Raw genomic sequence first — 25,479 nt, 5'->3', positions numbered from 1 at the left:
CGACGGCCTGCCCGAAGTCGTCCGGGGACGGGGGGGTTGTGGCGCGCGGGCGGCGTCAGCCGAGGGCTCGGTCCAGGTTGAAGGCGGCGCTGATGAGGGACAGGTGGGTGAAGGCCTGCGGGAAGTTGCCCTGTTGCTCGCCGGTGCGGCCGATCTCCTCGGCGTACAGGCCGAGATGGTTGGCGTAGGTGAGCATCTTCTCGAAGGCCAGCCGGGCCTCGTCGAGCCGGCCGGCCCGGACGAGTGCCTCGACGTACCAGAACGAGCAGATGGAGAAGGTGCCTTCGTCGCCGCGGAGTCCGTCGGGGCTGGCCTGCGGGTCGTAGCGGTAGACGAGCGAGTCGGAGACGAGGTCCTCGGTGAGGGCGTCCAGGGTGGACAGCCACTTGGGGTCGGTGGGGGCGATGAACTTGGCCAGCGGCATCATCAGCAGGGAGGCGTCCAGGACGTCGCCGCCCTCGTACTGCACGAAGGCGATCCGGCGCTCGGACCAGCCGCGTTCCATGATCCGCCGATAGATGGTGTCCCGGGCCTGGCGCCAGCGGCGATGGTCGGCGGGCAGCCCGCGGTGGGTGGCCAGGCGGATGGCCCGCTCGATGGCGACCCAGCACATCAGCCGCGAGTACGTGAAGTCCTTGCGCCCGCCGCGGGTCTCCCACACGCCCTCGTCGGGCTGATCCCAGTGGTCGCACACCCAGTCGACCAGGTGGCACACGTCGTCCCACTGGCCGCTGGAGATGGGCTGGGCCCACTTGTCGTAGAGGTAGATGGAGTCGATCAGGGCGCCGTAGATGTCGAGCTGGAGCTGGCCGGCGGCGGCGTTGCCGACCCGGACCGGGGCCGAACCCAGGTGGCCCTCCAGGTGCGGCAGGGCGCGTTCGGGCAGCTCGGTGCGGCCGTCGATGCCGTACATGATCTGCAACGGGCCGGAGCCGTCGTGGCAGCCGGGGCTGACGTGCGTGGTCACGAACCGCATGAACGCCTCGGCCTCGCCGGCGAAGCCGAGCCGCAGCAGCGCGTAGACGGCGAAGGCCGCGTCGCGCACCCACACGTACCGGTAGTCCCAGTTGCGCTCGCCGCCGAGCTGTTCGGGCAGGCTGGTGGTGGGGGCGGCGACGATGGCGCCGGTGGGGGCGTAGGTGAGGAGCTTCAGGGTGAGCGCGGATCGGTGCACCATCTCGCGCCAGCGGCCCCGGTAGCGGGACTGGTGCAGCCAGCGCCGCCAGTAGGCGACCGTGGCGTTGAACTGGTGCTCCGCCTCGGCGTGGGCGCAGCCGCGCGGGGAGACCTCGCCGTCGACCTGGTCGAGGGCGAACACGGCGGACTCGCCCTCGCCGAGCTTGAAGTCGGCGCGTACGTCCCGCTCGTCGCACTCCAGGGCGACGGTCGAGGTGAGCGACAGCGACTGGGCGGGCGACTCGAACACGACCATGCCGTCCAGGGGGCGCACGGTGTGCGCGGCGGCGCCGTAGTCGAAGCGGGGGGCGACCAGCATCCGGAAGGGGACGGTGCCGCGGACGCACACCACGCGCCGGATCAGCCGGTGCCGGCCCGCGTCCCCGGGCTCCTCGCCGGCGATCGGCATGTAGTCCTGCACCTCGCCGACGCCGTCCTCGGTGAAGAACCGGGTGATCAGCACATTGGTGTCGGGGAAGTAGAACTGCTTGGTGCGGGCCGTCACGGCGGCGGCCAGCTCGAAGCAGCCGCCGCGCTCGGCGTCGAGGATCGCCGCGAAGACGCTCGGGGCGTCGAAGGCCGGGCAGCAGTACCAGTCGATCGTGCCGTTGCTGCCGACCAGGGCCACCGTGCGCAGATCTCCGATGAGTCCGTGTTCGGCGATGGGCAGGTAGCGAGGGCTGCGGGGTCCGTTCCCCTGGAACGGCGAATCGGCCATCGGCGGCCTCCCGGTGAGCGGGGCGGGGCGGGCGGTATGCGGCTGATGCGAGTGTTTTCCAGCTTAGGCGAGTGGTTCGCCGTGGGGTGGGCAGGCGGTCCTCACCCGCTCCCGAGGCGCTTTCCGGATGCAGGGTGCGCCGGGGAGGGCAATGGTGAGAGTGTGCCCCGTTCGGAGGCACCGGCACGGATGCGGTCATCCGGACCGAGGAGGAGGCATCATGTCGACATCCACACCCGAAGAGTCCCGTTCGTCGGACGACGTCTGCACCCCGGACGCCCTGCTCCACTCCGCGCCCGCCAGGGACGTCACCCCTGAGGACCTGGTGATGGCGGCGGGCCGGGACGTCACACCGAAGACCCTCGACTGGGCGCGTCGCAAGCTGGAGTCGGAGGGCACGGCGGCCATCGAGAAGCTGCTGCCCTAGGGGTCCGGGGAGCACAGGGACACGGACGGGGAGACCGGCCGGGCGCACGTGCGTCCGGCCGGTGCCTTGCGCGGGATGTCACACGGAGGGCAACTGATCCGCTACCCCCCGTCGTTGGTTGCGTTCACTCCGGCAGTCGGGTCTCGTCCGGTACGACGTGCACCGCCGCCTCCTCCGCTCCGGCCGCTCCGGCGTCGATGCCGACGTCCTCGGCGATCAGCTCCTTGGTGGTGTCGGTGTGCGCGCCCTCGTCGGGGGCGACCAGCCGGCCCGCGCGGGCCGCGCCGGCCTCGGGGTCGACCGGCTCGCCCTCTCCGCCGGGGAGGTCGCCGATCTCGTCGCCGGCCGGCGGGGTCACGTCGGGGACCTCCTGGCCGAGCCGTTCGTCCAGGCTCTCCCCCGCGTGCTGTTCGGCGGCGGTGGTTCCGTGCTTGGTGACGCCCAGGGGCCGCTCGGGCGGGGAGTAGCCCTCGTCGAGCATGTCGTCGTAGGAGCGTTCACCGACCGCGTCCTGCAGGTCCAGGGGCCCGGCGTCCTCTTGTTCCTCGTTGCTGCCCGTGGGCTGGTAGGCGTCGTCCGCCATGGGGGTCTGCTCGGACTGCTGGTCGCTCATGGTCGCCTCCTCGGGTTCGCGGGCGGTCCTGGTCCGCGTTTCCCGTGACCGGATCATTAACCCCGCGGGCGCCCGGGCGGATCAGTCGGCGGAGGGATCGGCCAGGCCCGCCGTCCACTTCTCCTCGATGCGGCCCGCCTTCCACACGAGCAGCGCGACGGCCCAGGTGGCGAAGAAGAGTCCGACGATGACGAAGCCGACCGTGTTGAGGTCGAGACCGGAGACCCGGTCCCAGAACGCGCCGCGCAGGTGCAGCTTCCCGGCGAGCAGGCCGAGGAGTTCCACCGTGCCGATGAGGAAGGCGACGGCGACGGACAGGCCGGTGACGGTGAGGTTGTAGTAGACCTTGCGGACCGGCTTGGAGAAGGCCCAGCCGTAGGCGAAGTTCATGAACGTGCCGTCGATGGTGTCCAGCAGGGACATGCCGGCCGCGAACAGCACGGGCAGGCAGAGGATGGCGTACCAGGGCAGGCCGGAGGCGGCGCCCGAGCCGGCGAGGACCAGCAGGGCGATCTCCGTCGCCGTGTCGAAGCCGAGCCCGAAGAGCAGGCCCAGCGGGTACATCTGCCAGGGCTTGCCGATCGAGCCGGTGACCCGGCCGAGGAGGCGGTTCAGGAAGCCGCGGTTGTTCAGCCGCGTCTCCAGGGCGGCCTCGTCGTAGTGGCCGGAGCGCATCCGGCGGAACACCTTCCAGATGCCGGCGAGGATGACGAGGTTGATCCCGGCGATCAGGTAGAGGAAGGTCCCGGAGACGGTCGTCCCGATCAGGCCGGTGACCTGGTGCAGGTGCGAGTCGTCGTCGCGGACCGGCCCGGCCAGCGTCTTCATGCCGAGCGAGAGCAGCAGGGCGAGGCCGAAGACGACGCTGGCGTGGCCGAGGGAGAACCAGAAGCCGACGGACAGGGGCCGCTGCCCCTCCCCCATCAGCTTGCGGGTGGTGTTGTCGATGGCGGCGATGTGGTCGGCGTCGAAGGCGTGCCGCATGCCCAGGGTGTAGGCGGTGACGCCGATGCCGACGCCGAAGGACTCGCTGCCGAGGCTGAGGTGCCGGGGTGCCACGACGCCGGCGAGCGTGCCCCAGCCGACGAGGTGCAGGGCGAGGACGAAGCCGGCCATCCCGCCGACCCTGATCCACTCCTGCCGCGTCATGGAGCCGAGGACGCGGTGCCGGGCCGAGGGCGGGTTGCCGGCCCGGGCGGGGAGGGGCGGAGCGAATCAGGGGCGGCCGTCACGGGAGGTGGTTTCCTTCGGTGGTGCGGGTGCGGCTGCGCTCTACAGCCTTGTGCCATCGTTCCGTACCTGCAACCTCTGTGCAGTAAAGGCCGCGGCAGGCCTTTCCCATGGGGAGGGAAAGCCGGGCCGGCGAGACCCGTGGAGAAGGACATCCCCCGGCGCAGTCCGTCAGGGTGAGGCGGGCGGGCCGTCCGGGCGGCCGGCGCGCTGCCGGACCGTCTCGCGGCTCAGGTCCTCCGTCTCCGTCTCCGGCAGCCGCTCGAAGCCGTCCTCGGTGATGACCGAGACGACGGGGAAGATCCGGCGGTTCAGGTCCGGGCCGCCGGTGGCCGAGTCGTCGTCCGCCGCGTCGTACAGCGCCTGGAGCGCGGCGAGGGCCGCCTCCCGGCGGGACAGGTCCGGCCGGTACAGCTTCTTCAGGGCGCCCCGGGCGTACGGGGAGCCGCTGCCCTCGGCGTGGAAGTGCCGCTTCTCGTAGAGCCCGCCGGCCGCGTCGAAGCTGAAGATCCGGCCGCGTCCGCCCCCGGGCGCGGTGAGGTCGTAGCCGACGAGCAGCGGGACGACGACGAGGCCCTGCATGGCCTGGGCGAGGTTCTGCCGGATCATGGCCGCGAGGCGGGTCGCCTTGGCCCCGAGGGTCATCGCAACGCCCTCGATCTTCTCGAAGTGGGTCAGCTCGACCTGGTAGAGCCGCACCATGTCGAGGGCGAGGCCGACGGTGCCGGCGAAGGCGACGGCCGTGTGGTCGTCGGCGGGGTGCACCTTCTCCAGGTCGCGCTGGGCGATGAGGTTGCCCATCGTGGCCCGGCGGTCCCCGGCTATCAGCACGCCGTCGCGGTAGGTGAGCGCGAGCACGGTCGTGCCGTGCGGGAACCGGTCCGCCGGTACGCGGACGCCGGGCGGGAAGGGGGGCGCGGTGGGCAGCAGCCCGGGGCGGTGGGCGGCCAGGAACTCGGTGAAGGACGACGTCCCCGGTGTGAAGAAGGCCTCGCTCGGCAGGCCCGCGCTGTCGTTCCCCGGCATGACTCCCCCTCCTGTGTCACACGGCAGTACCCGACTCCTACCTGAAGCGGCCCCGCGGGAAACTCCCCGTCCTCACAGGGCCTTGCGGCGCACCAGCACCCCGAGCACCAGCAGACCGGGGAGCAGCGGCAGCCACACGGTCAGCAGCCGGTAGCCGAGGACGGCGGACGCGGCGGCGGCTCCCGGGGTACCGACGGCGGTGAGGGCGAGGGCGAGCGCGGCGTCCAGCGAGCCGAGGCCGCCCGGGGAGGGCAGCAGGGCGGCGGCGCTGCTCGCCGCGAGGTACAGCAGGGCCACCTGGAGCGGCGCGAGCGGCAGACCGACGGCCCGGGTGACGGCGATCAGGACCAGCGCGTGCAGCCCGGCGAAGGCCAGGGAGCCGCCCCACAGGGCCGCCGCGCGGGCCGGGCAGGCGTGCAGCGCCCGGATGTCGGCCACCACGGTGGCGAGCGCTCGCCGGCAGCGCGGCCACCAGGGGGTGGCGAGCGGGACCGCTGCCAGGGCGACGACACCCAGGACGACGGCGACCGCCGCCGGGGAGATGTGCGGGAGGCGCAGCAGCCCCGGGCAGGCGGGGGCGAGCAACGCGATCAGCGCCAGGCGGACGGCGGCGCCCGCGGCGGCCTTGACGGCGAGCGCACCGGCCGAGCGGCCGGCCGGGAGCCCGCAGCGCGTCAGGAACCGCAGGTTCACCGCCCCCGCGCCGAGCCCCGCGGGCAGCAGGTGGTTGGCGGCGGAGGCGGCGAACTGGGCGGCGACCAGGCGGGGTCCGGGCAGCCGCGGTACGACGGCGCCCTGCTGGGCGAGCGCGGAGGCCGCCCAGGTGCCCATGGCCGCGACGGCCCCCACCAGCAGCCAGCCCTGGTCGGCGACCGCCAGCCGCCCGGCGCCGCTCTCGACCGCGGGCCAGTGCCGGTGGGCCAGGTACAGCGCGCCGAGCAGTACGGCGAGACAGACACCCGCCTGCCAGCGGGCGCGCCGGCGGCCGAGGCAGGCGGTGAGCCCGGCCGGGGACGTCATGAGGCGGCGCCCGGTACGACGTAGTAGAGCCGGACCGCGCCGACGGGTACGGACGGCCAGTCGCGGGCGTATCGGGGCGGCGCGGACCCGGCCGGCACGAGCGTGGCGACCGGCGTGCGCCGCGCGGTCCGGGTGATGCCGTCCTCGGTGATGTTGGCGTTGGGTCCGGCGGTCGCCGCGGAGGAGCAGCCGGCGGCGAAGGCGACCGGGATGGCCTCGTGCCCGGTGACCAGACAGGGCGCCCGCACCCCGCGGCGTTGCATCTCGGCCGCGGTGCGCCCCCAGGCGTCATGCGCGGCGGTGGCCCTGCCGACCACATGCAGGAGGACGACGAGCTGCGCGGCGAGATGGACGGCGAGACAGACGCAGACCAGCGCGAGAACCAGTGGGCGCCGGGTCGGGTGGGGTGGGGTGGGTCGGTCGGGGGGCGGGACCGGGCGCGCGTCGGGTTCGGGGGTCGGGTGGGAGGCCGGGGCCGGGTCCAGGGCCGGGCGGTCGGCCGGGGCGGGGGTCGGGTGCTGGGTCGGGCGGCGGTCCGGGCGTGGGCTCGGGTGCGAGGCCGAACGCCGGCCGGGGCGCGGCCACGAGCGTCGGCCCGGACGCGGCAGCAGGCGTGCAGCGGGGCGCCGGGTCGAGTGGCACGATCTCGTGGTCAGGTGTGCCAGTGCGTCGGCGACCGGGATCGCGAGGAGGGCGTAGGCGGGCAGCAGGAAGCGGGGCGCCGCGTAGCCGATCAGGAACAGGTAGGGGAACGCGGCGGTCGCCGCGCAGGCGAGCGGCAGCACCGTGGCCGCCGGGCGCCGGGCGCGGACGGCGACGGCCAGCGCGAGGACGGCCAGCAGGGGCAGCGCGAACCACCAGAGCGTGACCAGCGGGTGCGGCAGGGCGCCGGTGCACGGCCGGCACAGCGTGCGCCCGCCCAGGCTGCGCACCTGGTCCACGACGGCGAAGTGCCAGCCCAGGCCGCCCTGGATCGCCGAGCCGTCGGACAGCCGGCGCGCCAGACCGCCGTAGCTCGCATACGCCTCGATCACCCACTCGGCGGCGCCGGCGGCCAGCCCGGCGAGCAGGACGAGCAGTGCCCGCCGGTGGCGGCGCGACAGGCCGAGGGCGAGCAGCGGCAGGGTCGACCAGACCGCGTCCACCGGCCGCATCCACGCCATCAGCGCCGCGCTCCCCGCCAGTCCCCACAGGGCGCCCCGGTCGGTGGGGGCGCGCAGGAAACAGGCGACGGCGGCCAGGGCGGCGACGGCGACCCAGTAGTTGGGCATGACCTGCGGGCCGTAGAACAGGGTCACCCAGAGGGAGGCGAACAGGGCACCGCCGAAGGCGAGGACCCGGACGGGGAACAGTCCTCGCCAGGCGCGCAGGGCCAGGAACAGGGCGAGGCCGGAGAGGACCGCGAGGTAGACCCGCAGCAGGGCCGTGGAGGACGACCACGCCGCCACGGGCGCGACCAGCAGGGAGACGCCCCGGGCGCGGGGGGCACTGAAGAAGGAGGCGGGAGCGTGTCCGCTGACCTGGCTGACGTACACCGTCTCGTCCCAGCCGAGCCCCAGACCGGGTCGCACGAGGACCAGTTGGGCCAGGCTGAAGGCCGCGGCGACGGCCGCGATCGGCCAGCCGGCGCGCCCGGAGCCGGCGGAAGCGCGGCGCGCGTCCCCCCGGTTCACCGCGTCGACTGTCACGTGTGCACTGCCGGCCATGACCACCCCTCCGTCCCCGTCCCCTACAGCCCGTAGGGCCCACTGTCACCCTACGGCCCGTGGGACCGGAGACGGGAGCAGGGGAAAACACGGACAAACTAACGCGAATGACCCGCCCATGCCCGCAGGCAGGGCCATCCGGCCGACGGCCCTACGCGCTGTAAGGTTGGGGCATGGCTGGCACAGGGTCCCGCGGCAGGGCGGAACGGCGCAGCGCCGGGGAGCTGGAGAGCGAGGTGCTGGCCGCCCTCTGGGCCACCGAGCGACCGCTGACCCCGGCGGAGATCCAGCACGGGATCGGTGGCGGACTCGCGTACAACACGGTCCATACGATCCTCAAGCGGCTGTACGACAAAGGGCTGGTGCTCCGGGACGCCGACGGGCGGCGCGGCGCGTACCGGCCGGCCAAGAACGCGGCCGAGCTGACCGCCGCGGCGATGCACGAGGCCCTGGACCGGGGACCGGACCCGATCGCCGCGCTCCAGCAGTTCGTGACCGGGCTGAGCGCCGAGGAGGAGCGGGCGCTGCGCGAGCTGCTCGCCGGAGACGGCGCGTGAGGCCGGGCTCATGAGGTTCGGCGCATGACGTTCGACGTGTACGCCCCGCCGGCGCTGTCGCTGCTGCTGTCGGCCGTCGCTCCCGTGCTCGCCCGGCGGGCCGCGCCGGCGCCGCCGCGCGCGTGCCGGCCTCGGCCGCCGCGCTGACGGCGGCGGCCACCACCTGGTCGCTCCTCCTGCTGGTCACCGCGCTGCTCGGGGACGCGCCACCGGTGATCCGCGAGGCCCGCGAGGACGGGCACCCGCTGACCGACCCGGTGCCCACGGTGATCGGGCTCGCCGCCTGCCTGGCGCCGGCGGCCGTCGCCGTGCGCGTCCACCGGGCCGTGCGCGCCGAGCGGTGCACGCGGCGTGCGCTACGGCGGCTCGGCGCGGGGCAGCCGGCGGACACCGAGCTGATCGTCGCCGCCTCGCAGGTGCCGCGGGCGTTCGCGATCCCGGGTCGGCCGGGCCGGATCCTGGTCACCTCCGCGATGCTCAGCGCGCTGGGCCCCGCGGAGCGACGGGTGCTCCTCGCGCACGAGCGGGCCCATCTCACGCACCGGCACGGGCTGCTGGTGTCGGCGGTCACGCTCGCGGCGGCGGCCGATCCGCTGCTGGAACCGGTGCGTGCGGCGGTCGCCTACCTCGTGGAGCGGTGGGCCGACGAGCGGGCGGCGGCCGTGGTCGGGGACCGGCGGACGACCGCGCGGGCGCCGGCCCGGGCCGCGCTCAGCGCGGGCCGGGCGCCCGTGGGCCGCGCCCTGCAGTTCACCGACCGGGCCGTCACCCGCCGGATCGCGGCCCTCCGGACGAGCCCGCCCCCGCGTATGCGGTCCGCCGCCCTGGCCGTCCTCGCCCTCGGCACCCTCCCGGCCCTGCTCGCCGCCGACGCGACCAGCGACCTGCTGCACCTGCTGTCCGGGGTGCTCGACTGAGGGACCACGGGCCCGGCACGGCGGCGCTCCGCGCGCGAGGGCACGCTCAGCACGCGTCGGACAACCGGCGACACCGGCCGTCGTCCGGTGCGCGGGGGTCCCGAGTCGCAGCCGGCACCCGACCACCGTCCAGCGCGCGGCACCGTCAGCCACCGCCACACCCCCCATCACTCAGCCATCACCCGGCACCCGGCACCCGGCACCCGTTGAGCCCCAGCCGACAGCCGCTCACCCCCCGAACGCGCCCCCTTCCCCACCGCCCGGCCCCCGATGCAGCGGCTGCTCCGGCGTGGGGCGCCGCGGTGCCGGTGGTACCGCGCGGACGGCCGGGTCGTCGGTGCTGACCGTGAGCGGCTCGCCGTGGTGGCGGAGCGAAAGCGGCGGGCCGTCCAGGAGCGCGTACGTCACCTTGTCCGCGCCGATGTCCACGCGCAGCCGGCGCCCGCGGAACTGGACGTTGAAGGCGAGGCGGCGCAGCCGCTCGGGCAGGCGGGGTGCGAACCGCAGCCGGTCGCCGTCGCGCCGCATGCCGCCGAAGCCCGCGACCAGGGCCATCCAGGTCCCGGCGAGGGACGCGATGTGCAGGCCGTCCCGCGTGTTGTGCTCCAGGTCCTGCAGGTCCATCAGCGCGGCCTCGGCGGTGTAGGCGTAGGCGAGGTCCAGGTGGCCGGTCTGGGCGGCGACGACGGCCTGGCAGCAGGCGGACAGGGATGAGTCGCGGACGGTGAGCGGCTCGTAGTAGGCGAAGTTCCGGGCGATCTGCTCCTCGTCGTGCTCCTGCTCGAAATAGTCGCCGCAGGTGTACATGGCCAGCACCAGGTCGGCCTGTTTGACGACCTGCTTGCGGTAGAGGTCGAAGTAGGGGAAGTGGAGCAGCAGCGGGTACTGGTCGGGGCGGGTGCCCTCGAAGTCCCAGCGCTGGTAGCGGGTGAAGCCGGCGTGCTGTTCGTGGACGCCGAGTTCGGCGTTGTAGGGGATGTGCATGGCGTCGGCGGCGTCCCGCCAGGCCGCGCTCTCCTCCTCGTCCACTCCGAGCCGCCGCGCCTGGTCCGGGTGGCGTTCGACGGCGTCGGCGGCGGCGCGCAGGTTCTGGCGGGCCATCAGGTTGGTGTAGGTGTTGTCGTCGGCGACCGCGCTGTACTCGTCGGGGCCGGTGACGCCGTCGAGGTGGAAGACGCCGTGGGTGTCGTGGTGGCCGAGCGACCGCCACAGCCGGGCGGTCTCCACCAGCAGTTCCACGCCGGTCTCCCGCTCGAAGGCGGTGTCGCCGGTGGCCTCGACGTACCGCAGGACGGCGTCGGCTATGCCGGCGTTGACGTGGAAGGCGGCGGTGCCGGCCGGCCAGTACGCGGAGCCCTCCGGGCCGGCGATGGTCCGCCAGGGGAACGCGGCGCCGGCGAGCCCGAGCTGGGCTGCGCGTTCGCGGGCCTCGTCCAGGGTGTTGTACCGCCAGCGCAGGGCCTCGGCGACGGCCTGGGGGGCGGTGTGGGTGAGCACGGGCAGCACGAACATCTCGGTGTCCCAGAAGGCGTGCCCGTCGTAGCCGGAACCGGTCAGGCCCTTCGCCGGGATCGCGCGCTGCTCGGCGCGGGCGCCGGCCTGCAGGACGTGGAACAGCGCGAACCGGACGGCCTGCTGGATCTCCTCGTCGCCCTCCACCTCGACGTCGGCGCGGGCCCAGAAGTCGTCCAGGCAGGCCCGCTGGTCGTCGAGCAGGCCCTGCCAGCCGTCGTGTCCGGCGGCGGCCAGCGCGGCGTCGACCTGGTCGGCCATCGCGGGCAGCGACCGGGTGCCGGACCAGCCGTGGGCGACCAGCTTCTCGACCCGCAGGGACTGTCCGGGTTCGAGCACGGAGGTGACGGTCAGCCGGGCCACGTCGATGCCGCTCTCACTGCGGCTGGTGGTGCGTTCTGGTCCGGTGACGAGGTGGTCGGCGGCCACGGCGACCCTCAGACCGCTGCGCCGGGTGCGGTGCACCAGCCGCAGCCGGCTGCCGGAGGCGAAGCCGTCCTCCTGCTCCAGCGGGGACTTCAGCGCCTTCGCCGCGCGCGGGTCGCCGTCGGGGCCGGGCAGGCTCTCGTTGGCGACCAGCTCGGACTGGATCACCACCCGGCTGCGGCTGCCGACGGCCTCGACCTCGTACGCCACGGCGGCCACCGCCCGCTGGGTCAGCGAGACCAGCCGGGTCGAGCGCACCCGGACCGTGGAGCCGGCCGGGGAGGTCCACTCGCAGGTCCGCTCCAGCACCCCGCGGCGCAGGTCCAGGACGCGTTCGTGGGCGACGAGCCGGCCGTAGCGCAGGTCGAACGGCTCGTCGTCCACCAGCAGCCGGATGATCTTGCCGTTGGTGACGTTGATGACGGTCTGCCCGGACTCCGGATAGCCGTAGCCGGCCTCCGCGTACGGCAGCGGGTGCACCTCGTGCACGCCGTTGAGGTAGCTGCCGGGCAGGCCGTGCGGTTCGCCCTCGTCCAGGTTGCCGCGCCAGCCGACGTGCCCGTTGGACAGGGCGAACACCGACTCGCTCTGGGCGAGGACGTCGAGGTCGAGAGCGGTCTCCCGGACGGCCCACGGTTCGACGCCGTAGGAGCGGTCGGTGATCACTGCTTGCCTCCCAGTTCGGCCAGGTCCTTGACGACGATGTCGGCGCCGTGCGCGTACAGCGCCTCGGTCTGGCCCACCCGGTCCACGCCGACGACATGGCCGAAGCCGCCCGCGCGGCCGGCGTCCATGCCGGCCAGCGCGTCCTCGAAGACGGCCGCGCGGGACGCCTCGACGCCGAGGTCCCGGGCGGCGGCGAGGAAGGTGTCGGGGTGCGGCTTGCCCGGCAGGTTCCGCTCGGCCGCGACCACGCCGTCGATCCGTACGTCGAAGAAGTGCTCGGCGCCGACCGCGCGCAGCACGTCCCGGCAGTTGGCGCTGGAGGAGACGATCGCGGTGCGCAGCCCCGCGGCGCGGACCGCCTCCAGATACCGCAGGGTGCCCTCGTAGGCCTCGACCCCGCCGGTGCGGATCTTCTCCAGCAGCAGGTCGTTCTTGCGGTTGCCGAGGCCGTGCACGGTGCGGGCGTCCGGCGGATCGTCCGGGCCGCCTTCGGGGAGGCGGATGCCGCGTGAGGCGAGGAAGGCGCGGACGCCGTCGGCGCGGGGGCGGCCGTCGACGTACTCGTCGTAGTCGGTGACGGCGTCGAACGGCCGCCCCTGTTCCCCCTCGTAGTCACGCAGGAAGGCGTCGAACGTCTCCTTCCAGGCCGCCGCGTGCACGACGGCGGTCCTGGTGACGACCCCGTCGAGGTCGAAGAGACAGGCCTGGATGGTGTCGGGCAGACCGAGCTGAGTCATATCCGGACTGTTCCCCGCGAAGTGGCCCTCCAGTGGGTGGCGCACGCCACACTCCTGGCGGACAGGGGGTGTCACACTCTCTGTGTGCCGCTGACCTTCGACGACCTCCTCGGCCGTGCCCGCGCCCTGCCCCGGGACGGCCGGCGTGCCCTGCTCGGCATCACGGGCAGCCCCGGTGCGGGCAAGACGACACTGGCCGAGCGGCTGGTGGACGCGCTGAACGGCGACGGGTCGCCGTGGGCGGCGCACGTGCCGATGGACGGCTTCCATCTCGCGGACGCCGAGCTGGACCGGCTGGGCCGGCGGGACCGCAAGGGCGCGCCGGACACCTTCGACGCGGCCGGGTACGCGGCGCTCCTGCGGCGGCTGCGCGAGGAGACCGCCGAGGTGGTGTACGCGCCGGGGTTCGAGCGGGTGCTGGAGCAGCCGCTCGCGGGCGCGATCCCGGTGCCGCCGCAGGCCCGGCTGGTGGTGACCGAGGGGAACTACCTGCTGCTGCGGGAGGGTCCGTGGGCGCGGGTGCGGCCGTGTCTGGACGAGGTGTGGTTCTGCGAGATCACCGAGGACGAGCGGATCCGCCGGCTGGTCGCCCGGCACGAGGAGTTCGGCAAGGAGCACGAGGCGGCCGTGGCCTGGGTGCTGGGCTCGGACCAGCGCAACGCCGACCTGGTCGCGGTTACACGACAGTGGGCGGACCTGGTGGTGCCGGCCGGCGCGCTGCTCCCCTCGGGCTGACGTTCCGCCGCCGGCCGGCGGGGCCGTGGCCCGGTCGCGTTCGATCCTGTGGCCCCGTCCCCCGCGTTCACCCTCCGCGCACCAGGACGCGGGCACGCTGAAGGTCACGTGCGGGCCGGCGGCAAGGCACCGCTGACCGTCGGGCACCGGGCCGCGCAGGCGCTGCGGCTGGACCCCGAACGGCCGCCTGCGGCGGGCGGCACGCCTGCCGGTGCTCGCCGCGCCCCGGCTCGCCGGACGGTTCCAGCGGATCGAGGTGAACTTGGACCGGCTGCGGACCGTACCCGTGTACACGGCAGAAGGTCTGTCGGTGCGACTCGTGCGGCGGTGACGGCCGCGGGGGCGGCAGCGGTGCGACGGTAGGGCCATGACCAGGCCCCCGAACCCTCCCGCCCCCGCACGGCCGGTTCCGCCGCGGGACGGATGATGGCGCGCGAACAGCAACCGGTCCTCACCCCCGCCGCTCCCGCCGCGGGCCCGGTACGACAGCGCCCGTCGTGGCGGTGGGCCCTGCTGCGCCGGCAGCGGCGGTGGCTGCCGCCGCTCCTGGTCGTCCTGCTGCTCGGGCAGATGGCCGCGGCGATGGTCACCACGGCGGTGCGGCAGACCCCCACCATCGACGAGCCGGTGTACGTCGCCACGGCCACCGACTATCTGCGCGAGCACCGGCTGCGCTACAACCCCGAGCATCCGCCGCTCGGGAAGCTGCTGATCTCGGCCGGGGTGGCGGTGGCGGGCCCCCACTACGATCCGTCGGGCAGCGGCAGTCAGGGGCAGGTAGGCCGGGATCTGCTGTACGCGTCGGGCAACGATCCCTGGCGGCTGATGCTCTGGGCGCGATTGCCGGTGATCGCGCTGACGCTGCTGTGCGGGCTGGTGGTGTTCGCGTTCGCCCGGGACCTGACGGGTACGGCGGGCGGCCTGGTCGCGCTCGCCCTGTACGCGTTCTCGCCCGACGTGATCGCGCACGGTTCCCTGGCCACGCTGGACCTGCCGGCGGCCGGATTCGTCCTGACCTCGGCCTGGCTGACGTGGCGGGCCCGGCACCGCCCCGTCCTGTACCTGCCGCTCGCGGGGGCGGCGCTGGGCGCGGCCACGGCGACCAAGATGAGCGCCCTGCCCGCGGTACCGGTGCTGATGGCGCTGGCGGCGCTGTCCGCCCTGACCGCCCACCGGTCCGCCCCGGCCTCGCGGCGCCGGCCCCTGCCCTGGCTCAGCGCGCGGCGTCCGGCGGTGTCGGCGGTGGTGGGTGCCGTCGTCGTCGCGGTCGTGGCCGTCGTCGTCGTGTGGGCCGCGTATCTGGTCGTCGACCCTCGGTTGCGGTTCGAGCCCGCCGAGCCGGTGCCGGGTGTGCACGGGCCGCGGGCGCGGCTGGTGGAGCTGTTGCCGGTGCCGCCGGCGTACCGGGCGGGGATGCGGGTGCAGTTCGGGCTGGAGGAGCAGCCCTGGCAGGGGTATCTGTTCGGGCACCTGTACACCGGCTCGCTCTGGTACTACTTGCCGGCCGCGCTGCTGGTGAAGACCCCACTCGGGCTGCTGGCGCTGGGCGCGGCCGGTGCCGTCGCCGTCGTGGCGGTACGGCGGCTGCGCCCCGCGGCGCCGTATCTGCTGGTGCCGCCCCTCGTACTGCTGGCGGCGGCGATGACGGGGTCGCGGGACTTCGGCACCCGGTACGCGCTGTTCGTACCGGCGTTCCTTGCGGTGGCGGCGGCCTGCGTGCTCACCCTCCGCCGGCGGTGGCGCGGCCTTCTGACCGGCGCACTGGTGCTGTGGGTGGCGGTGAGTTCGCTGCGGACGTTCCCGTACTACCTGCCGTACGCCAACGAGGCGTTCGGCGGCCCGGCGCGCACCCACCGGCTGCTGCACGACTCGAACGTGGACTGGGGCCAGGACCTGGGCCGGCTCGCCGACCGGCTCCGGGAGCGGTACCCGGGCGAGCGGGTGTGGCTGGTGTACAAGGGCAGCGGCGTCCCGTCGTACTACGGCATCCGGGCGGCGGATCCGCGGACGGTGCCGCAGGAGCGGGTGCACGGGCTGCTGGTCGTGTCGGACTCCGCCGCCGCCAAGGCGCGCGGCCGGCTCGCGCGGCTGCTGGCGAGCAGCCGGCCGGTCGGCGAAGTGGGCCATTCCATCGGCCTGTACCGGCGGTGAGCCCGCCGTCTCAACCCCCTGGTCACGACGGTCGGTGAGCTATGTTGAGTCCTCGTGGCAGACAAAGGAGGCCGACCGGTGCCCTCGCCGCAGCAGGCACGCGCACAGGCATCAGCGATCACGTCGGGCAAGACGGTGCCCGCGGCCGAGGCCGCCCCGACCTCCCGGCTCAGGGAACTGTTCGACGGCCCGCGTCTGTCACCGGGGCAGCGGCGCATCGCCCAGTACCTGATCGAGCACATCACCGAGGCCGCGTTCCTGTCGATCACCGAGCTGGCCGACCGGGTGGGGGTCAGCCAGCCCTCCGTCACCCGCTTCGCCGCCGCCGTCGGCTTCAGCGGCTACCCGGCGCTGCGCGAGAAGCTCCAGGCGATCGCGCTGAGCAGTCTCGCCGGCGGGCCCGCCGAGGAGAACCGGGCCAACGAGCTGCAGGCGGCCGTCGACGCCGAGATCGAGAACCTGGAGAACCTGCGGCGCGACTTCGCCGATCCCGACCGGGTCATCCACGTCGGCCGCGAGCTGTCCCGTTCCACCCCGCTGACCGTGCTGGGCCTGCGCATCTCGGTGTCGCTCGCCGAGTACTTCGGCTACGCGGCCCGCCGTATCCATCCGGACGTGCGGCTGGTGACCCGCGGCGGCAGCGTGGCTTACGACGCGCTGTTGCAGTCCCGGGAGGCCGGCGGCAGCTGGGTGCTGGCCTTCGCCATGCCCCGGCACTCGCAGGAGACGCTGCACGCCGTCCGGGTGGCGCGCGGCGCGGGTCTGAAGGTCGCCCTGGTGACCGACCTGGCGCTCGGGCCGCTGGCCGACGAGGCCGACGTCACCTTCGCCACGGGCACCGGCTCCCGGCTGGTGTTCGACTCCTATGCCGCGCCCGGCGTGCTGGCCGCAGCGCTGCTGCAGGCCATGACCGACGCCGATCCGGAGCGCACCCAGGGCCGGCTGGAGAAGTACGAACAGCTCTCGGAGCAGCACCAGTTCTTCCTCAAGGACTGAGCCGGGGCCCGTACGGCCGATCCTTCCGCCCGCTCCGGGCATCCGTGAAGATCCTGCGGTCACCCCTGCCATGGACAGGGATGATTCACCGCATATCGCGCATGAATGTTTTCATACGTCTTGCAAACGGGTCGGCATATATAAATACTGCTCGGCGGGCTCCCCCGCTCGTCCGGGGCCCGCGCACGGACACCCTCTGCCGCCGTCCCCTACCCACGTCGGCGCCCGGGGTGTACCGGGGCGCGTCGTCTGCGCGACGCGCCCGTGGCGGCCCCGGTCATCCCCTAGACCGGGGCCGCCCCGAACCCGTCGACCACCCTCCGACGCCGCATACCGGAAGCGATGAACATGCCCCTGACCAGCACGCGCATCAGCCCAGACTGGCCCTGTCAGGTCAAGACGCCGGGTTCGTACGACTGGGAGCGCTCGGCCGCCAAGTGGCTGCGCGAGCTGATCCCCGCGCGCTACGCCAGCTACCCGGCGCTCATCCGGCACCCGGTCCTGCTGGCCCGGCACGCGCAGATCCAGGTGCAGCAGGAGATCCGGGTCGCGCGGACCGCCCTGCAGACCGCGCGGGCCGAACTGCCCGTGCTGGGACTGCCCGAGTCGGTGATCGAGCACACGATCAAGCTGTACGCGGCGGAGGTGTTGCAGCTGCAGCACATCGCGCGCAGCGTCCGCGTGGTCAGCGAGGCCCTGGCCGCCCGCGGCACGGCCCGCTGACCTGGCCAGGCCCCTGTCTCACCGCCCCCTCGCCCTGCCTCGCCCGCCGCCTCACCTGCCGCTTCCCCAGCCGTCGATCTTGTACACCGGTCGTGTGAATTCCGACCCGGCAGACGAGTGATCGGACGGGTGCTGATGTGCAATGCTCATCGCGTGACGAGCGAGCCCCTGCCTCCTGTGGACCGCGGAGCCAGCGCCGATCTTGCGGCGCTGGCCAAGGTCGTGGCCCGGCAGCGCGCCGAGATGGAACGGCTGCGGGACCTGGCCGCCACCTCCGCGGTGGTGGAGCGGGCCAAGGGCGTACTGATGGCCGTCACTTCCTGTACCCCGGACGCCGCCCACCAGGAGCTGGTCCAGCGCGCCAAGGACGGCAACCGCACCCTCCTCGAACAGTGCTGGCTCACCCTGGGCGCCCTGCCGCCCCGGCAGCAGCCCGCCACATCCGCCGCCCCGGCCGCCGCCGTCCGCTCCTGGGAGAGCGTGCCCACCGGCACCAAGGACCTGACGGGCGTCCTGGGGCACATCGGCCGCGATCTGCTCCGGGTCGGCTCGCCGCACGAGCTGGCCGGATGCCTGCTGGACCACCTCGCGTCCGAGGCGGGCGCCGACGCGGTGATGCTGTACGAGCGGCTGCCCGAGGGCGGCCTCGGACTGATCGGGCACGCCGGCATCGACCCCACCCTCGCCGCCCAGTGGCGCCAGCTCCCCCCGGTGACCGGCGTGGCCGCGCTGGACGCCCTGGAGTCCGGGGAGCCGCGCTGGCTGGAGAACATCGCCCTGGACCGCACCCGGTACCTGCTCATCGGGGATCCGCCGGAGCGGTGGCTCACCCGGGCCTGGCTGCCCGTGCCGGACGGGGACACCGCGTGCGTCGCCCTCGGGGTGCTGCGCCGGCGCGGCGAACCGTTCGCGGGTCGCGAGCGGGAGCTGCTGCGGGCCGTGGCCCGGCTGTGCGCGGGCCGGCTGCGGGCCTTCGACAGCCCGCGCGGCGGCGCGCCCGCGGACGTCTCCCAGACCGTGCAGGCGGTGTTCGACGCGCTGCCGGGCGCGGCGATCCTGCTGACGCCGCTGCGCGCCCCCTCCGGCGAGGTGGAGGACTACATCATCGACGCCGCCACCCCGGAGGCGGTCGACGTGTTCGGCCGCACCGGCCGGGACATGGTCGGCACGCGTGTCCTGGAGAGCTATCCGTCGGTCGCGGGCGAACCGCTGTGGCGGGGCTATCTGCAGGCCCTCGAAACCGGAGTGCCCTTCGAGGGTGAGCCGTTCGCCTACCAGGACGTGGTCGGCGAGGTGCCGGTGACCGCCACCTACACCGTGCGGGCCGCTCCGCTCGGCGAGCGTCTGGTGGTCACCTGGCTGCGGCACGATCCGGTGGAGCGCCAGGAGCAGCGCCTGGCCGACGTGCAGCGGCTCGGCAACCTCGGCTGGGCGAACTGGAACCTGATCACCCAGGAGACCTCCTGGGCCACGCAGACGTACGCCGTGCTCGGTCTGCACCCCGGGCAGCGGCCGGTCCGCCTGGAGGAACTGCCCGACCTGGTACTGCCCGAGGACACCGGCCCGCTGGCCCACGCGATCGCGGAACTCGTCTCCCACGGCCGCCCGTTCGACGTGCCGTTCCGGGTCGAGACGCCCGAGGGGGTCCGGCATCTGCGGATGGTCGCCGAGGCCGTCACGGCGCCCGACGGCGCCCCGGTCGAGGTGCACGGCTTCGTCCAGGACCTCACCGCGCAGCGCAGCGCGGAACTCGCGCTGGTGGAGAGCGAGCGCGCGATGCTGCTCCAGCGCGGCATCCTCCAGGCCGAACGGGCACTGGCGGCCCGGCTCCAGCACGCCCTGCTGCCGCTGCCCAGCAAGCCGGTGCGGCTGGCCGGGCTGCGCGTCGAGGTCGCCTACCTGCCCGCGCAGGCCGGTATCCACGTCGGCGGCGACTGGTTCAGCGCCATCGAACTGCCCGACTACGACGCCCTGTTCGTGGTCGGCGACGTGGCGGGCCACGGCATCGACGCCGTGGCCACCATGGCCCAGCTCAGGTTCACCGCGAAGGGCATGGTCAGCACCGGCTCCTCGCTCACCGGGGCGCTGGCACGGCTCAACCAGCTGCTGCTGCACTCCCGCGACAGCCAGATCACCGCCACCATGGTCCTCGCCCGCTACGACCCCGACCAGCAGGTTCTCGCCTGGGCGCAGGCGGGGCACCCGCCGCCGCTGCTGGTGCGCCGCGGCGAGGTCCGTTTCCTCGACCGGCCCGGCGGCATGCTGCTCGGCGCGACGGCCTCCCCCGCCTACGAGTCGCGGGAACTGCGGCTGGAACCCGGCGACCGGCTGCTGCTCTACACCGACGGCCTGGTCGAACGCCCCGGCGAGGGCCTGGACGCGGGCTTCACCCGGCTGGCCGAGGCGGTGCGCGCCCACGGCCGCGGCGAGCCCGGCTCCCTGGACGCGCTGCTCGCGGCGATGCTGGCGGACGAGCGGCGCGACGACGTGTGTGTGCTGGACATCCGGATGCCGGTGGAGGACGTGCAGGACGTGCAGGACTCGGCGGACGGCGCGGAGGGCTAGGCCCTGTCGTCAAACTCCCGTCTGCCCGGGCGCGCTCTGCCCGGGGGCGGTCGCCGCACGGTCCAGGGGTGGCCGTGTTCAGTCCGCCGGGTGGCCGGCGTCGATGGTGACGGCGTCGGAGAGCCGCAGCAGGGGCCCGCTCCGGCCCTCGCCCCACTCGACCGGGTCGAGCACGAAGCCGACGTGGTCGCCGCCGTCGGTGCGCTGCAGGATGGCACCGACGAACCAGGCCGCCGTGTCCTCCAGGACGGCGGCGCCGCCGTGCCCCTCCCGCCAGGCGAGCCGCGCGAACTTGTCGACCTCGTCGCCCGTCTCGCCACCGAAGAGTTCCGCCAGGTCCCGCTGGTCGCGGGTGAGCAGATGGACGGCGAGGAACTGCGCGGCCCGGGCGACCCGGTAGGTCCGGTTGACCTTGGACAGCCATACGGCGAACCGGGGCGGCTGGATGGAGCACTGCGAGGCGAATCCGACCAGACAGCCGGCGCGCCTGCCGCTCGCCACGGCGGTGACCACGCACATGTCCGGGTCCAGCCGGTCGAAGAAGCCGTCCAGGTCCGGTCGTGCCTGCCGGCCCCGCGTGCCGCTCTCGTCCGCCATGCCGCTCCGCTCCCGTCCGCCGCCGCCCGGTCCGCGCCGGCCGCGCGGTGGTCCTCGTGTGCCCGGTGTGCCGCTCATGAATCGTCGCCGAAGCCGGTGCGGGACTCCAGCGCACGGCGCGTGTCGTTCCCGTAGACACCCGTCTCGTCGCCACTGACGCCGTACCAGAGCTGGAAGCGGGCCACGGCCTCGGTGAGCGTGGCGTCGTAGGTTCCGCTGGTGGAGCCGTCGCGGTAGACGTCGGGGACGCGCAGCAGGCGTTGTTGCAGGTCGGCGACCTCGGGACCGGTGTCGCCCTGGCGGAGGGTGCCGGGGCCGTCGGGGTCCGGCGCGGGGGTGGGGGCCGTGGGTTCGGCCGGTGTGGTGGGGGCCGGCGGACCGCCCGGTGCGTTGGCGGGCGGTGCGGTCGTGGCCGGCGGGGCCGGGCGGGCGGGCGCGGCGGCCTGCTGGCGGCCGGGCAGGAGCAGGGCGCAGCCGAAGCCGACGAGGGCTGCCGCCACTACGGCCGCAGCCACCGTGGCCCGGCGCGGGCCCGGGCCCGCGCTCGGGCCGGCGGTATCCGAGGGGGGAGAGACCGAGGCGGGCACGGGCGGGAGTTCCCGGGTGTCGTCCTCGTGGGTCACCGGATCGGGCCGGATCTCCCGCATGAGTTCCGCGAGGGCGTCGAACCGGCGTAGGCGCATGACCCTGACGGGCTCCAGGACCGGTCCGGGCGGCGGCCGTTCGGGGTCGGGCGGTGTCGGCACCTGGCTCTCCTTCCGTCCCGCGGGCGGGGGCGCGGCTCGCGCAGCCCGCGTGCTCAGATACGGCGCGCACCGCGGCCTCGTTCAGCCATCACCGCTCACCCCTGACGGAGGCGGTGGGTTCACGTGTGGAGGTGCCGTTGCATCCAGTCGGCCGCGGCGCGGCGGAACAGGCGCCGGTTGTCCGCACGCAAGAAGTCGTGCCCTTCGTCGCGCAGGGTCAGCAGTTCCGCGTGGATGCCCCGTTCCCGCGCGGCCCGTACGAACTGCTGGGACTCTCCCGGCGGCACGTTGGTGTCGTGCTCGCCGTGGACGGCCAGCACCGGGACGCGCAGCGCGTCGATGCGGCTCATCGGCGACAGGGCACGGAGCAGTTCACGGTCGCGCTCCGGGTGGCCGTACTTGTACGCCGCCGATTCCGCGATCCACGGCTCCGTACCGGCGAAGAAGGTGAGGAAGTCGGACATGCCGCAGACGGCGACTCCGGTGCGGAACAGGTCCGGGTGCCACACGAGGGAGGCGAACGTCAGATAGCCGCCGTACGAGCGGCCCATGACCGCGAGCCGCGTCGGGTCGGCGGGGCCCGCGGTGACCGCGTGGACCGCGCAGTCCGCGACGTCGTCGAGGGCGGCGAAGCGGCCCGCGCCCAGGTCGGCGTCGACGAACGAGCGGCCGTGCCCCAAAGAGCCCCGGACGTCGGGTGCGAAGACGTCCAGGCCACGCCCGACCAGCTCGTGGTAGAGCGGGTTGAACACCGGGCGTTCCTGCTCCTCCGGACCGCCGTGCAGGTGGATCACACAGGGTGCCGGTTCGTCGGGGGCGCGCCCCGGCGCCCGGTAGTACCAGCCGCTCAGGGGCAGCCCGTCCCGCGCGGTCAGGCGCACGGGGACGGGGCGTACCGGCGGGCGGCCCGGCGGGACGGCGTCCTCGTCCAGGGAGGACCACGGGGTGCGCAGCAGGGACACGCCTTCGTGGGCCCACCAGACGCCCGGCCGGCGCTGCGACCCCGACAGCGCGAGCAGCAGGCGCCCGGCACCGGCGGCGGTCACGCGCGTGACGACCTCGTGGGGCAGGTGCAGCGGCCTCGCCGGGCCCGTGCCGTCCGGGGCCCGCCCCGTCGAGAAGGTCTCGACGAGTTCCAGCTCGCTCGCGCCTCGCGTGTTCCACGCGAGCGCGGCGGTGCGGCCGTCGTGAGCCAGCGCCAGGAGTTCGAGGTCGCTACCCGCACGCTCCGCCGCGACCGACACCTCGTGCGGCACGCCGTCGGCGTCCAGAGCCACCGCGAGGAGTGCCGCGTACTCGCGGTCGCTGTTGCTGCGCAGCCACAGCGTCCGCGCGTCCGGGGAGAACCGGCCGATCCATGGGTCGCCGTCGGCGACCGGCACGGCGAGGGTGGTCACCGAGTCGGCGGTGCGCAGGACGACCGCCTCGCGCCGTCCGCGCGGCCCCCGGCGCAGCAGCGCGAGGCGGCCGTCATGGCTGAGGTCGCACGCGCGCAGGGAGGCGGCGTGGGTCTCGGTGGTGAGCAGGACGGGCGAGGCCAGGGCGTCGGGATCGATCAGGTAGACCGACAGGTCGCCGTCGGGCCGGGCCGCCGCAGCCGTGGTGCCGTTCGGCGTCCCGTTCGGCGCTGTCCCGGAGGCGGCGTCGTAGGCGGCCGGGCCGAGGAGCGTGGCGTGACCGTCCCGGTCCGCCCAGTCGGCCGCCGGGCGCATCCCGGCGAGCCAGTCCTCTGCCGGGGCGGAGTCCGTCAGGGCCTGCCTCCCGAGGCCCCCGTACGCGTCAGCGGCCGGAGCCGCGACGGTGACGGCGATGGCCGAGCCGTCGTGCGCCCAGCAGCCCAGGTAGGCGGAACTGGCCGGGTCGGCCCCGGCCAGGATGCGGCGGCCGGTGCCGTCGGGCCGCACGCAGAGCACCCGTGAGTGCTCACCGCCGCCCGGCGCCGTGGTGTAGGCGATCCAGTGGCCGTCCGGTGACCAGGACACCTCCTTCACCGGATCCGGTGAGGCGTCCAGCAGCCGCACCTCGTCGCCGTCGACGGGCCCGGCCCACAGCTGGGGGACGCCTCCGCGGTCGCAGATGAACGCCGTCTCGCTGCCGTCGGCGTTCGCGGAGGGGTACCAGCAGCCGTGCGCGCGCAGCCGTGTCACCGCGTCTCGCGGGCCGCCCGCCTCGGGCAGCGGCACCGGCGCGGGGGCGGCGGCACAGGCAGCGCCGAGAAGGTCGCCCGTCCGGCGGTCCGGGGGGCGGGTGGGGCTCGGACCGCGTGGTCCGGGGCCGGTGAGGGCGGATGCCGGGCCGTGCGTCGCCCGCGTGCCCCGGTCGTCGGTCACCTGATTCCGTGGGTCTGCAGCCATATCTCCAGCGCAGCGATCTGCCACAGGGCGTTCGCGCCCCGCCTGGTCCGGTGCTCGTCGGGCGCCTTGAGGAGTTCCGTGACGTACGCGTCCCGGTACACACCGCGGTGCCTGGCCTCCGGTGCCTCCAGGGCCTCACGCACGCGCCGGAGGACGGGACCCGCCATGTGCCGGATGGCCGGCACGGGGAAATAGCCCTTGGGGCGGTCGACGACCTCGTGGGGCAGGAGCTTGCGGCCCGCCTCCTTCAGCACACCCTTGCCGCCGTCGGCCAGTTTCAGTTCCGGCGGGCAGGCCGCCGCCAGCTCGACCAGTTCGTGGTCCAGGAACGGCACCCGCGCCTCCAGGCCCCAGGCCATGGTCATGTTGTCGACCCGCTTGACGGGGTCGTCGACGAGCATGACGTGCGTGTCCAGCCGAAGAGCGGCGTCCAGCGCCGTCTCCGCCCCCGGTTGCGCCATGTGCTCCTGTACGAAGCGTCCCGAGACGTCGTCCTGGGGCAGCATCTCGGGCCGCAGGACCCGGGCGAGGTCGGCGTGCGGCCGGTCGAAGTAGGTCGCGGCGTACCGCTCCGGCTCGTCCTCGCGGGAGACCGACGCCAGCCGCGGGTACCAGTGGTAACCGGCGAAGACCTCGTCGGCGCCCTGCCCGCTCTGCACGACCTTCACCTCCTTGGACACCCGCTCGGACAGCAGGTGGAAGGCGACCACGTCGTGGCTGGTCATCGGCTCGCTCATCGCCTCGAACGCCCCGTCCAGAGCCGTCGACACCCGCTCGGAGGGAACCATCAGCCGGCGGTGGTCGGTGCCGAACTCCCGGGCCACCAGGTCCGAGTAGCGGAACTCGTCGCCCTTCTCGCCGCCCTCCGTCTCGAACCCGACGCTGAACGTCATCAGGTCGCGCCGGCCCTCGTCGGCCAGCAGCGCGACGATGAGGCTGGAGTCGAGGCCGCCGGAGAGCAGGACACCGACCGGCACGTCGGCCACCGTCCGCCGGCGCACGGCCACGCGCAGCGCGTCCAGCACCGCGTCACGCCATTCGTCCGCCGTCATGCCGGCGTACTCGGCCCGACGGGTGTAGGACGGCTGCCAGTAGCGGTGGTCCCGGTACGTCCCGTCCGGTTCGACGACCCGCACGGTGGCCGGGGGAAGCTTGCGCACGCCGTTGAGGACGGTGCGCGGCGCCGCGACCGTGGCGTGCCAGCTCAGGTACTGGTGCAGGGCCACCGGATCGAGGGAGGTGTCCACGTCACCGGCGGCCAGGAGAGCGGGCAGCGTGGAGGCGAAACGGAGCCGGCCCGGCGTACGCGCCAGGTACAGGGGCTTGATCCCGAGCCGGTCCCGGGCGAGGACGACGCGGCCGGTCCGGTGCTCGACGATCGCGAAGGCGAACATGCCGCGGAAACGCTCCACGCACGCGGTGCCCCACTGCCGGTAGGCGTTGAGCACCACCTCCGTGTCCGACGTCGACCGGAAGCGGTGCCCGAGACCGCGCAGCTCCTTCCGCAGCTCGGGATAGTTGTACACGCAGCCGTTGAAGACGCCGGTGATCTCGCCCCGGGCGTCCGTCATGGGCTGCGCTCCGCTGTCCGAGAGGTCGATGATCTTCAGGCGGCGATGTCCCAGCGCGACCGCGCCCCGTCTCCAGGTGCCCTGCCCGTCGGGTCCGCGCGCGGCGAGCCGCTCCGTCATGCGTCCGACGGCCGCGAGGTCGGGTGACCGCCCGTCGAAGCGGACCTCTCCGCTCAGACCGCACATGACGCCCCGCCTCCGTCCGGCGCACCGGCGTGTCCTCCGGTGCGGAGCTGGGCGGTACTGCGATACATGACGCCCCCTTCTGAAGACGACAGAAACGTGTCGCGCGGCTCACTGAAGCGGCGAC

Annotated in this window: 21 protein-coding genes; 9 read left to right on the top strand and 12 right to left on the bottom strand. The window is 74.2% G+C overall.

What is annotated here, in order from left to right; translation table 11 throughout:
* Positions 1-55: 55 nt before the first annotated feature.
* The gene (locus tag AB0L21_RS17520) at positions 56-1,894 is read right to left on the bottom strand and encodes a glycoside hydrolase family 15 protein (protein WP_365705782.1); all 1,839 of its coding nucleotides are present in this window, start codon (positions 1,892-1,894) and stop codon (positions 56-58) included.
* Between the two features lie 220 nt (positions 1,895-2,114).
* On the opposite strand from AB0L21_RS17520, the gene AB0L21_RS17515 reads away from it, so the two are divergent.
* On the top strand, positions 2,115-2,321 hold the full coding sequence (locus AB0L21_RS17515) for a hypothetical protein (protein ID WP_171150396.1): 207 nt from the start codon (positions 2,115-2,117) through the stop codon (positions 2,319-2,321).
* A 124-nt stretch (positions 2,322-2,445) separates the two neighbouring features.
* On the opposite strand, the gene AB0L21_RS17510 is transcribed toward AB0L21_RS17515, so the two are convergent.
* From AB0L21_RS17510 to AB0L21_RS17490, 5 genes are all read right to left on the bottom strand, one after another.
* Positions 2,446-2,934, bottom strand: coding sequence for a DUF5709 domain-containing protein (locus tag AB0L21_RS17510; RefSeq protein WP_365705780.1), 489 nt, complete (start codon positions 2,932-2,934; stop codon positions 2,446-2,448).
* Positions 2,935-3,015: 81 nt separating this feature from the next.
* Positions 3,016-4,083 (bottom strand): HoxN/HupN/NixA family nickel/cobalt transporter, encoded by a 1,068-nt coding sequence (locus AB0L21_RS17505; protein WP_365705778.1) that lies wholly within the window; start codon positions 4,081-4,083, stop codon positions 3,016-3,018.
* A gap of 252 nt (positions 4,084-4,335) precedes the next feature.
* Positions 4,336-5,190: a proteasome subunit beta gene (prcB, locus tag AB0L21_RS17500; protein WP_365705776.1), complete on the bottom strand. Its 855-nt coding sequence runs from the start codon at positions 5,188-5,190 to the stop codon at positions 4,336-4,338.
* A 72-nt stretch (positions 5,191-5,262) separates the two neighbouring features.
* Positions 5,263-6,210: a lysylphosphatidylglycerol synthase domain-containing protein gene (locus AB0L21_RS17495; RefSeq protein WP_365705774.1), complete on the bottom strand. Its 948-nt coding sequence runs from the start codon at positions 6,208-6,210 to the stop codon at positions 5,263-5,265.
* Complete coding sequence (locus AB0L21_RS17490; RefSeq protein WP_365705772.1) at positions 6,207-7,916, bottom strand: hypothetical protein; 1,710 nt, start codon at positions 7,914-7,916, stop codon at positions 6,207-6,209. The genes AB0L21_RS17495 and AB0L21_RS17490 overlap by 4 nt, the downstream gene beginning before the upstream one ends.
* 173 nt (positions 7,917-8,089) lie before the next feature.
* Here AB0L21_RS17490 and AB0L21_RS17485 point away from each other — a divergent pair, with 173 nt between their 5' ends.
* From AB0L21_RS17485 to AB0L21_RS17475, 3 genes are read left to right on the top strand one after another with little or no spacing between them, the layout of a single operon-like run.
* Positions 8,090-8,473 carry a BlaI/MecI/CopY family transcriptional regulator gene (locus tag AB0L21_RS17485; protein WP_365705770.1) on the top strand — a complete coding sequence of 128 codons (384 nt, stop codon included), beginning with the start codon at positions 8,090-8,092 and terminating at the stop codon, positions 8,471-8,473.
* Between the two features lie 24 nt (positions 8,474-8,497).
* On the top strand, positions 8,498-8,620 hold the full coding sequence (locus AB0L21_RS17480) for a hypothetical protein (RefSeq protein WP_365784889.1): 123 nt from the start codon (positions 8,498-8,500) through the stop codon (positions 8,618-8,620).
* Complete coding sequence (locus AB0L21_RS17475) at positions 8,596-9,390, top strand: M56 family metallopeptidase (RefSeq protein ID WP_365784887.1); 795 nt, start codon at positions 8,596-8,598, stop codon at positions 9,388-9,390. The genes AB0L21_RS17480 and AB0L21_RS17475 overlap by 25 nt, the downstream gene beginning before the upstream one ends.
* A gap of 228 nt (positions 9,391-9,618) precedes the next feature.
* On the opposite strand, the gene AB0L21_RS17470 is transcribed toward AB0L21_RS17475, so the two are convergent.
* Positions 9,619-11,994, bottom strand: coding sequence for a glycosyl hydrolase family 65 protein (locus tag AB0L21_RS17470; RefSeq protein ID WP_365711260.1), 2,376 nt, complete (start codon positions 11,992-11,994; stop codon positions 9,619-9,621).
* Complete coding sequence (locus tag AB0L21_RS17465) at positions 11,991-12,731, bottom strand: beta-phosphoglucomutase family hydrolase (protein WP_365711258.1); 741 nt, start codon at positions 12,729-12,731, stop codon at positions 11,991-11,993. The genes AB0L21_RS17470 and AB0L21_RS17465 overlap by 4 nt, the downstream gene beginning before the upstream one ends.
* 84 nt (positions 12,732-12,815) lie before the next feature.
* Here AB0L21_RS17465 and AB0L21_RS17460 point away from each other — a divergent pair, with 84 nt between their 5' ends.
* From AB0L21_RS17460 to AB0L21_RS17440, 5 genes are all read left to right on the top strand, one after another.
* Positions 12,816-13,466 (top strand): nucleoside/nucleotide kinase family protein, encoded by a 651-nt coding sequence (locus tag AB0L21_RS17460; RefSeq protein ID WP_365711256.1) that lies wholly within the window; start codon positions 12,816-12,818, stop codon positions 13,464-13,466.
* Between the two features lie 423 nt (positions 13,467-13,889).
* Positions 13,890-15,617 (top strand): phospholipid carrier-dependent glycosyltransferase, encoded by a 1,728-nt coding sequence (locus AB0L21_RS17455; protein WP_365784885.1) that lies wholly within the window; start codon positions 13,890-13,892, stop codon positions 15,615-15,617.
* Positions 15,618-15,695: 78 nt separating this feature from the next.
* Positions 15,696-16,613, top strand: a complete 918-nt coding sequence (locus AB0L21_RS17450) for a MurR/RpiR family transcriptional regulator (RefSeq protein WP_365711250.1) — start codon at positions 15,696-15,698, stop codon at positions 16,611-16,613.
* Between the two features lie 342 nt (positions 16,614-16,955).
* Positions 16,956-17,336: a hypothetical protein gene (locus AB0L21_RS17445; protein ID WP_365711248.1), complete on the top strand. Its 381-nt coding sequence runs from the start codon at positions 16,956-16,958 to the stop codon at positions 17,334-17,336.
* A 177-nt stretch (positions 17,337-17,513) separates the two neighbouring features.
* On the top strand, positions 17,514-19,901 hold the full coding sequence (locus tag AB0L21_RS17440) for a SpoIIE family protein phosphatase (protein WP_365711264.1): 2,388 nt from the start codon (positions 17,514-17,516) through the stop codon (positions 19,899-19,901).
* Positions 19,902-19,979: 78 nt separating this feature from the next.
* Here the strand turns inward: AB0L21_RS17440 and AB0L21_RS17435 are convergent, their stop codons facing one another.
* The 4 genes from AB0L21_RS17435 to AB0L21_RS17420 all read right to left on the bottom strand — a co-directional run bounded on the left by AB0L21_RS17435 (position 19,980) and on the right by AB0L21_RS17420 (position 25,355).
* Positions 19,980-20,498 (bottom strand): flavin reductase family protein, encoded by a 519-nt coding sequence (locus AB0L21_RS17435; protein WP_365711246.1) that lies wholly within the window; start codon positions 20,496-20,498, stop codon positions 19,980-19,982.
* A 74-nt stretch (positions 20,499-20,572) separates the two neighbouring features.
* The gene (locus AB0L21_RS17430; RefSeq protein ID WP_365784883.1) at positions 20,573-21,244 is read right to left on the bottom strand and encodes a peptidoglycan-binding protein; all 672 of its coding nucleotides are present in this window, start codon (positions 21,242-21,244) and stop codon (positions 20,573-20,575) included.
* A gap of 119 nt (positions 21,245-21,363) precedes the next feature.
* A complete protein-coding gene (locus tag AB0L21_RS17425) occupies positions 21,364-23,574 on the bottom strand; it encodes a prolyl oligopeptidase family serine peptidase (RefSeq protein WP_365784881.1) in 2,211 nt (736 codons plus the stop codon).
* On the bottom strand, positions 23,571-25,355 hold the full coding sequence (locus AB0L21_RS17420) for an N-acetylglutaminylglutamine amidotransferase (protein ID WP_365710016.1): 1,785 nt from the start codon (positions 25,353-25,355) through the stop codon (positions 23,571-23,573). The genes AB0L21_RS17425 and AB0L21_RS17420 overlap by 4 nt, the downstream gene beginning before the upstream one ends.
* Positions 25,356-25,479: the final 124 nt, after the last annotated feature.

The organism is Streptomyces sp. NPDC052721 (assembly GCF_040678315.1).
Lineage (GTDB): Bacteria > Actinomycetota > Actinomycetes > Streptomycetales > Streptomycetaceae > Streptomyces.
Note: the sequence above shows the minus strand (reverse complement) of the source record. Positions and strands in the feature narration are given on the sequence as shown.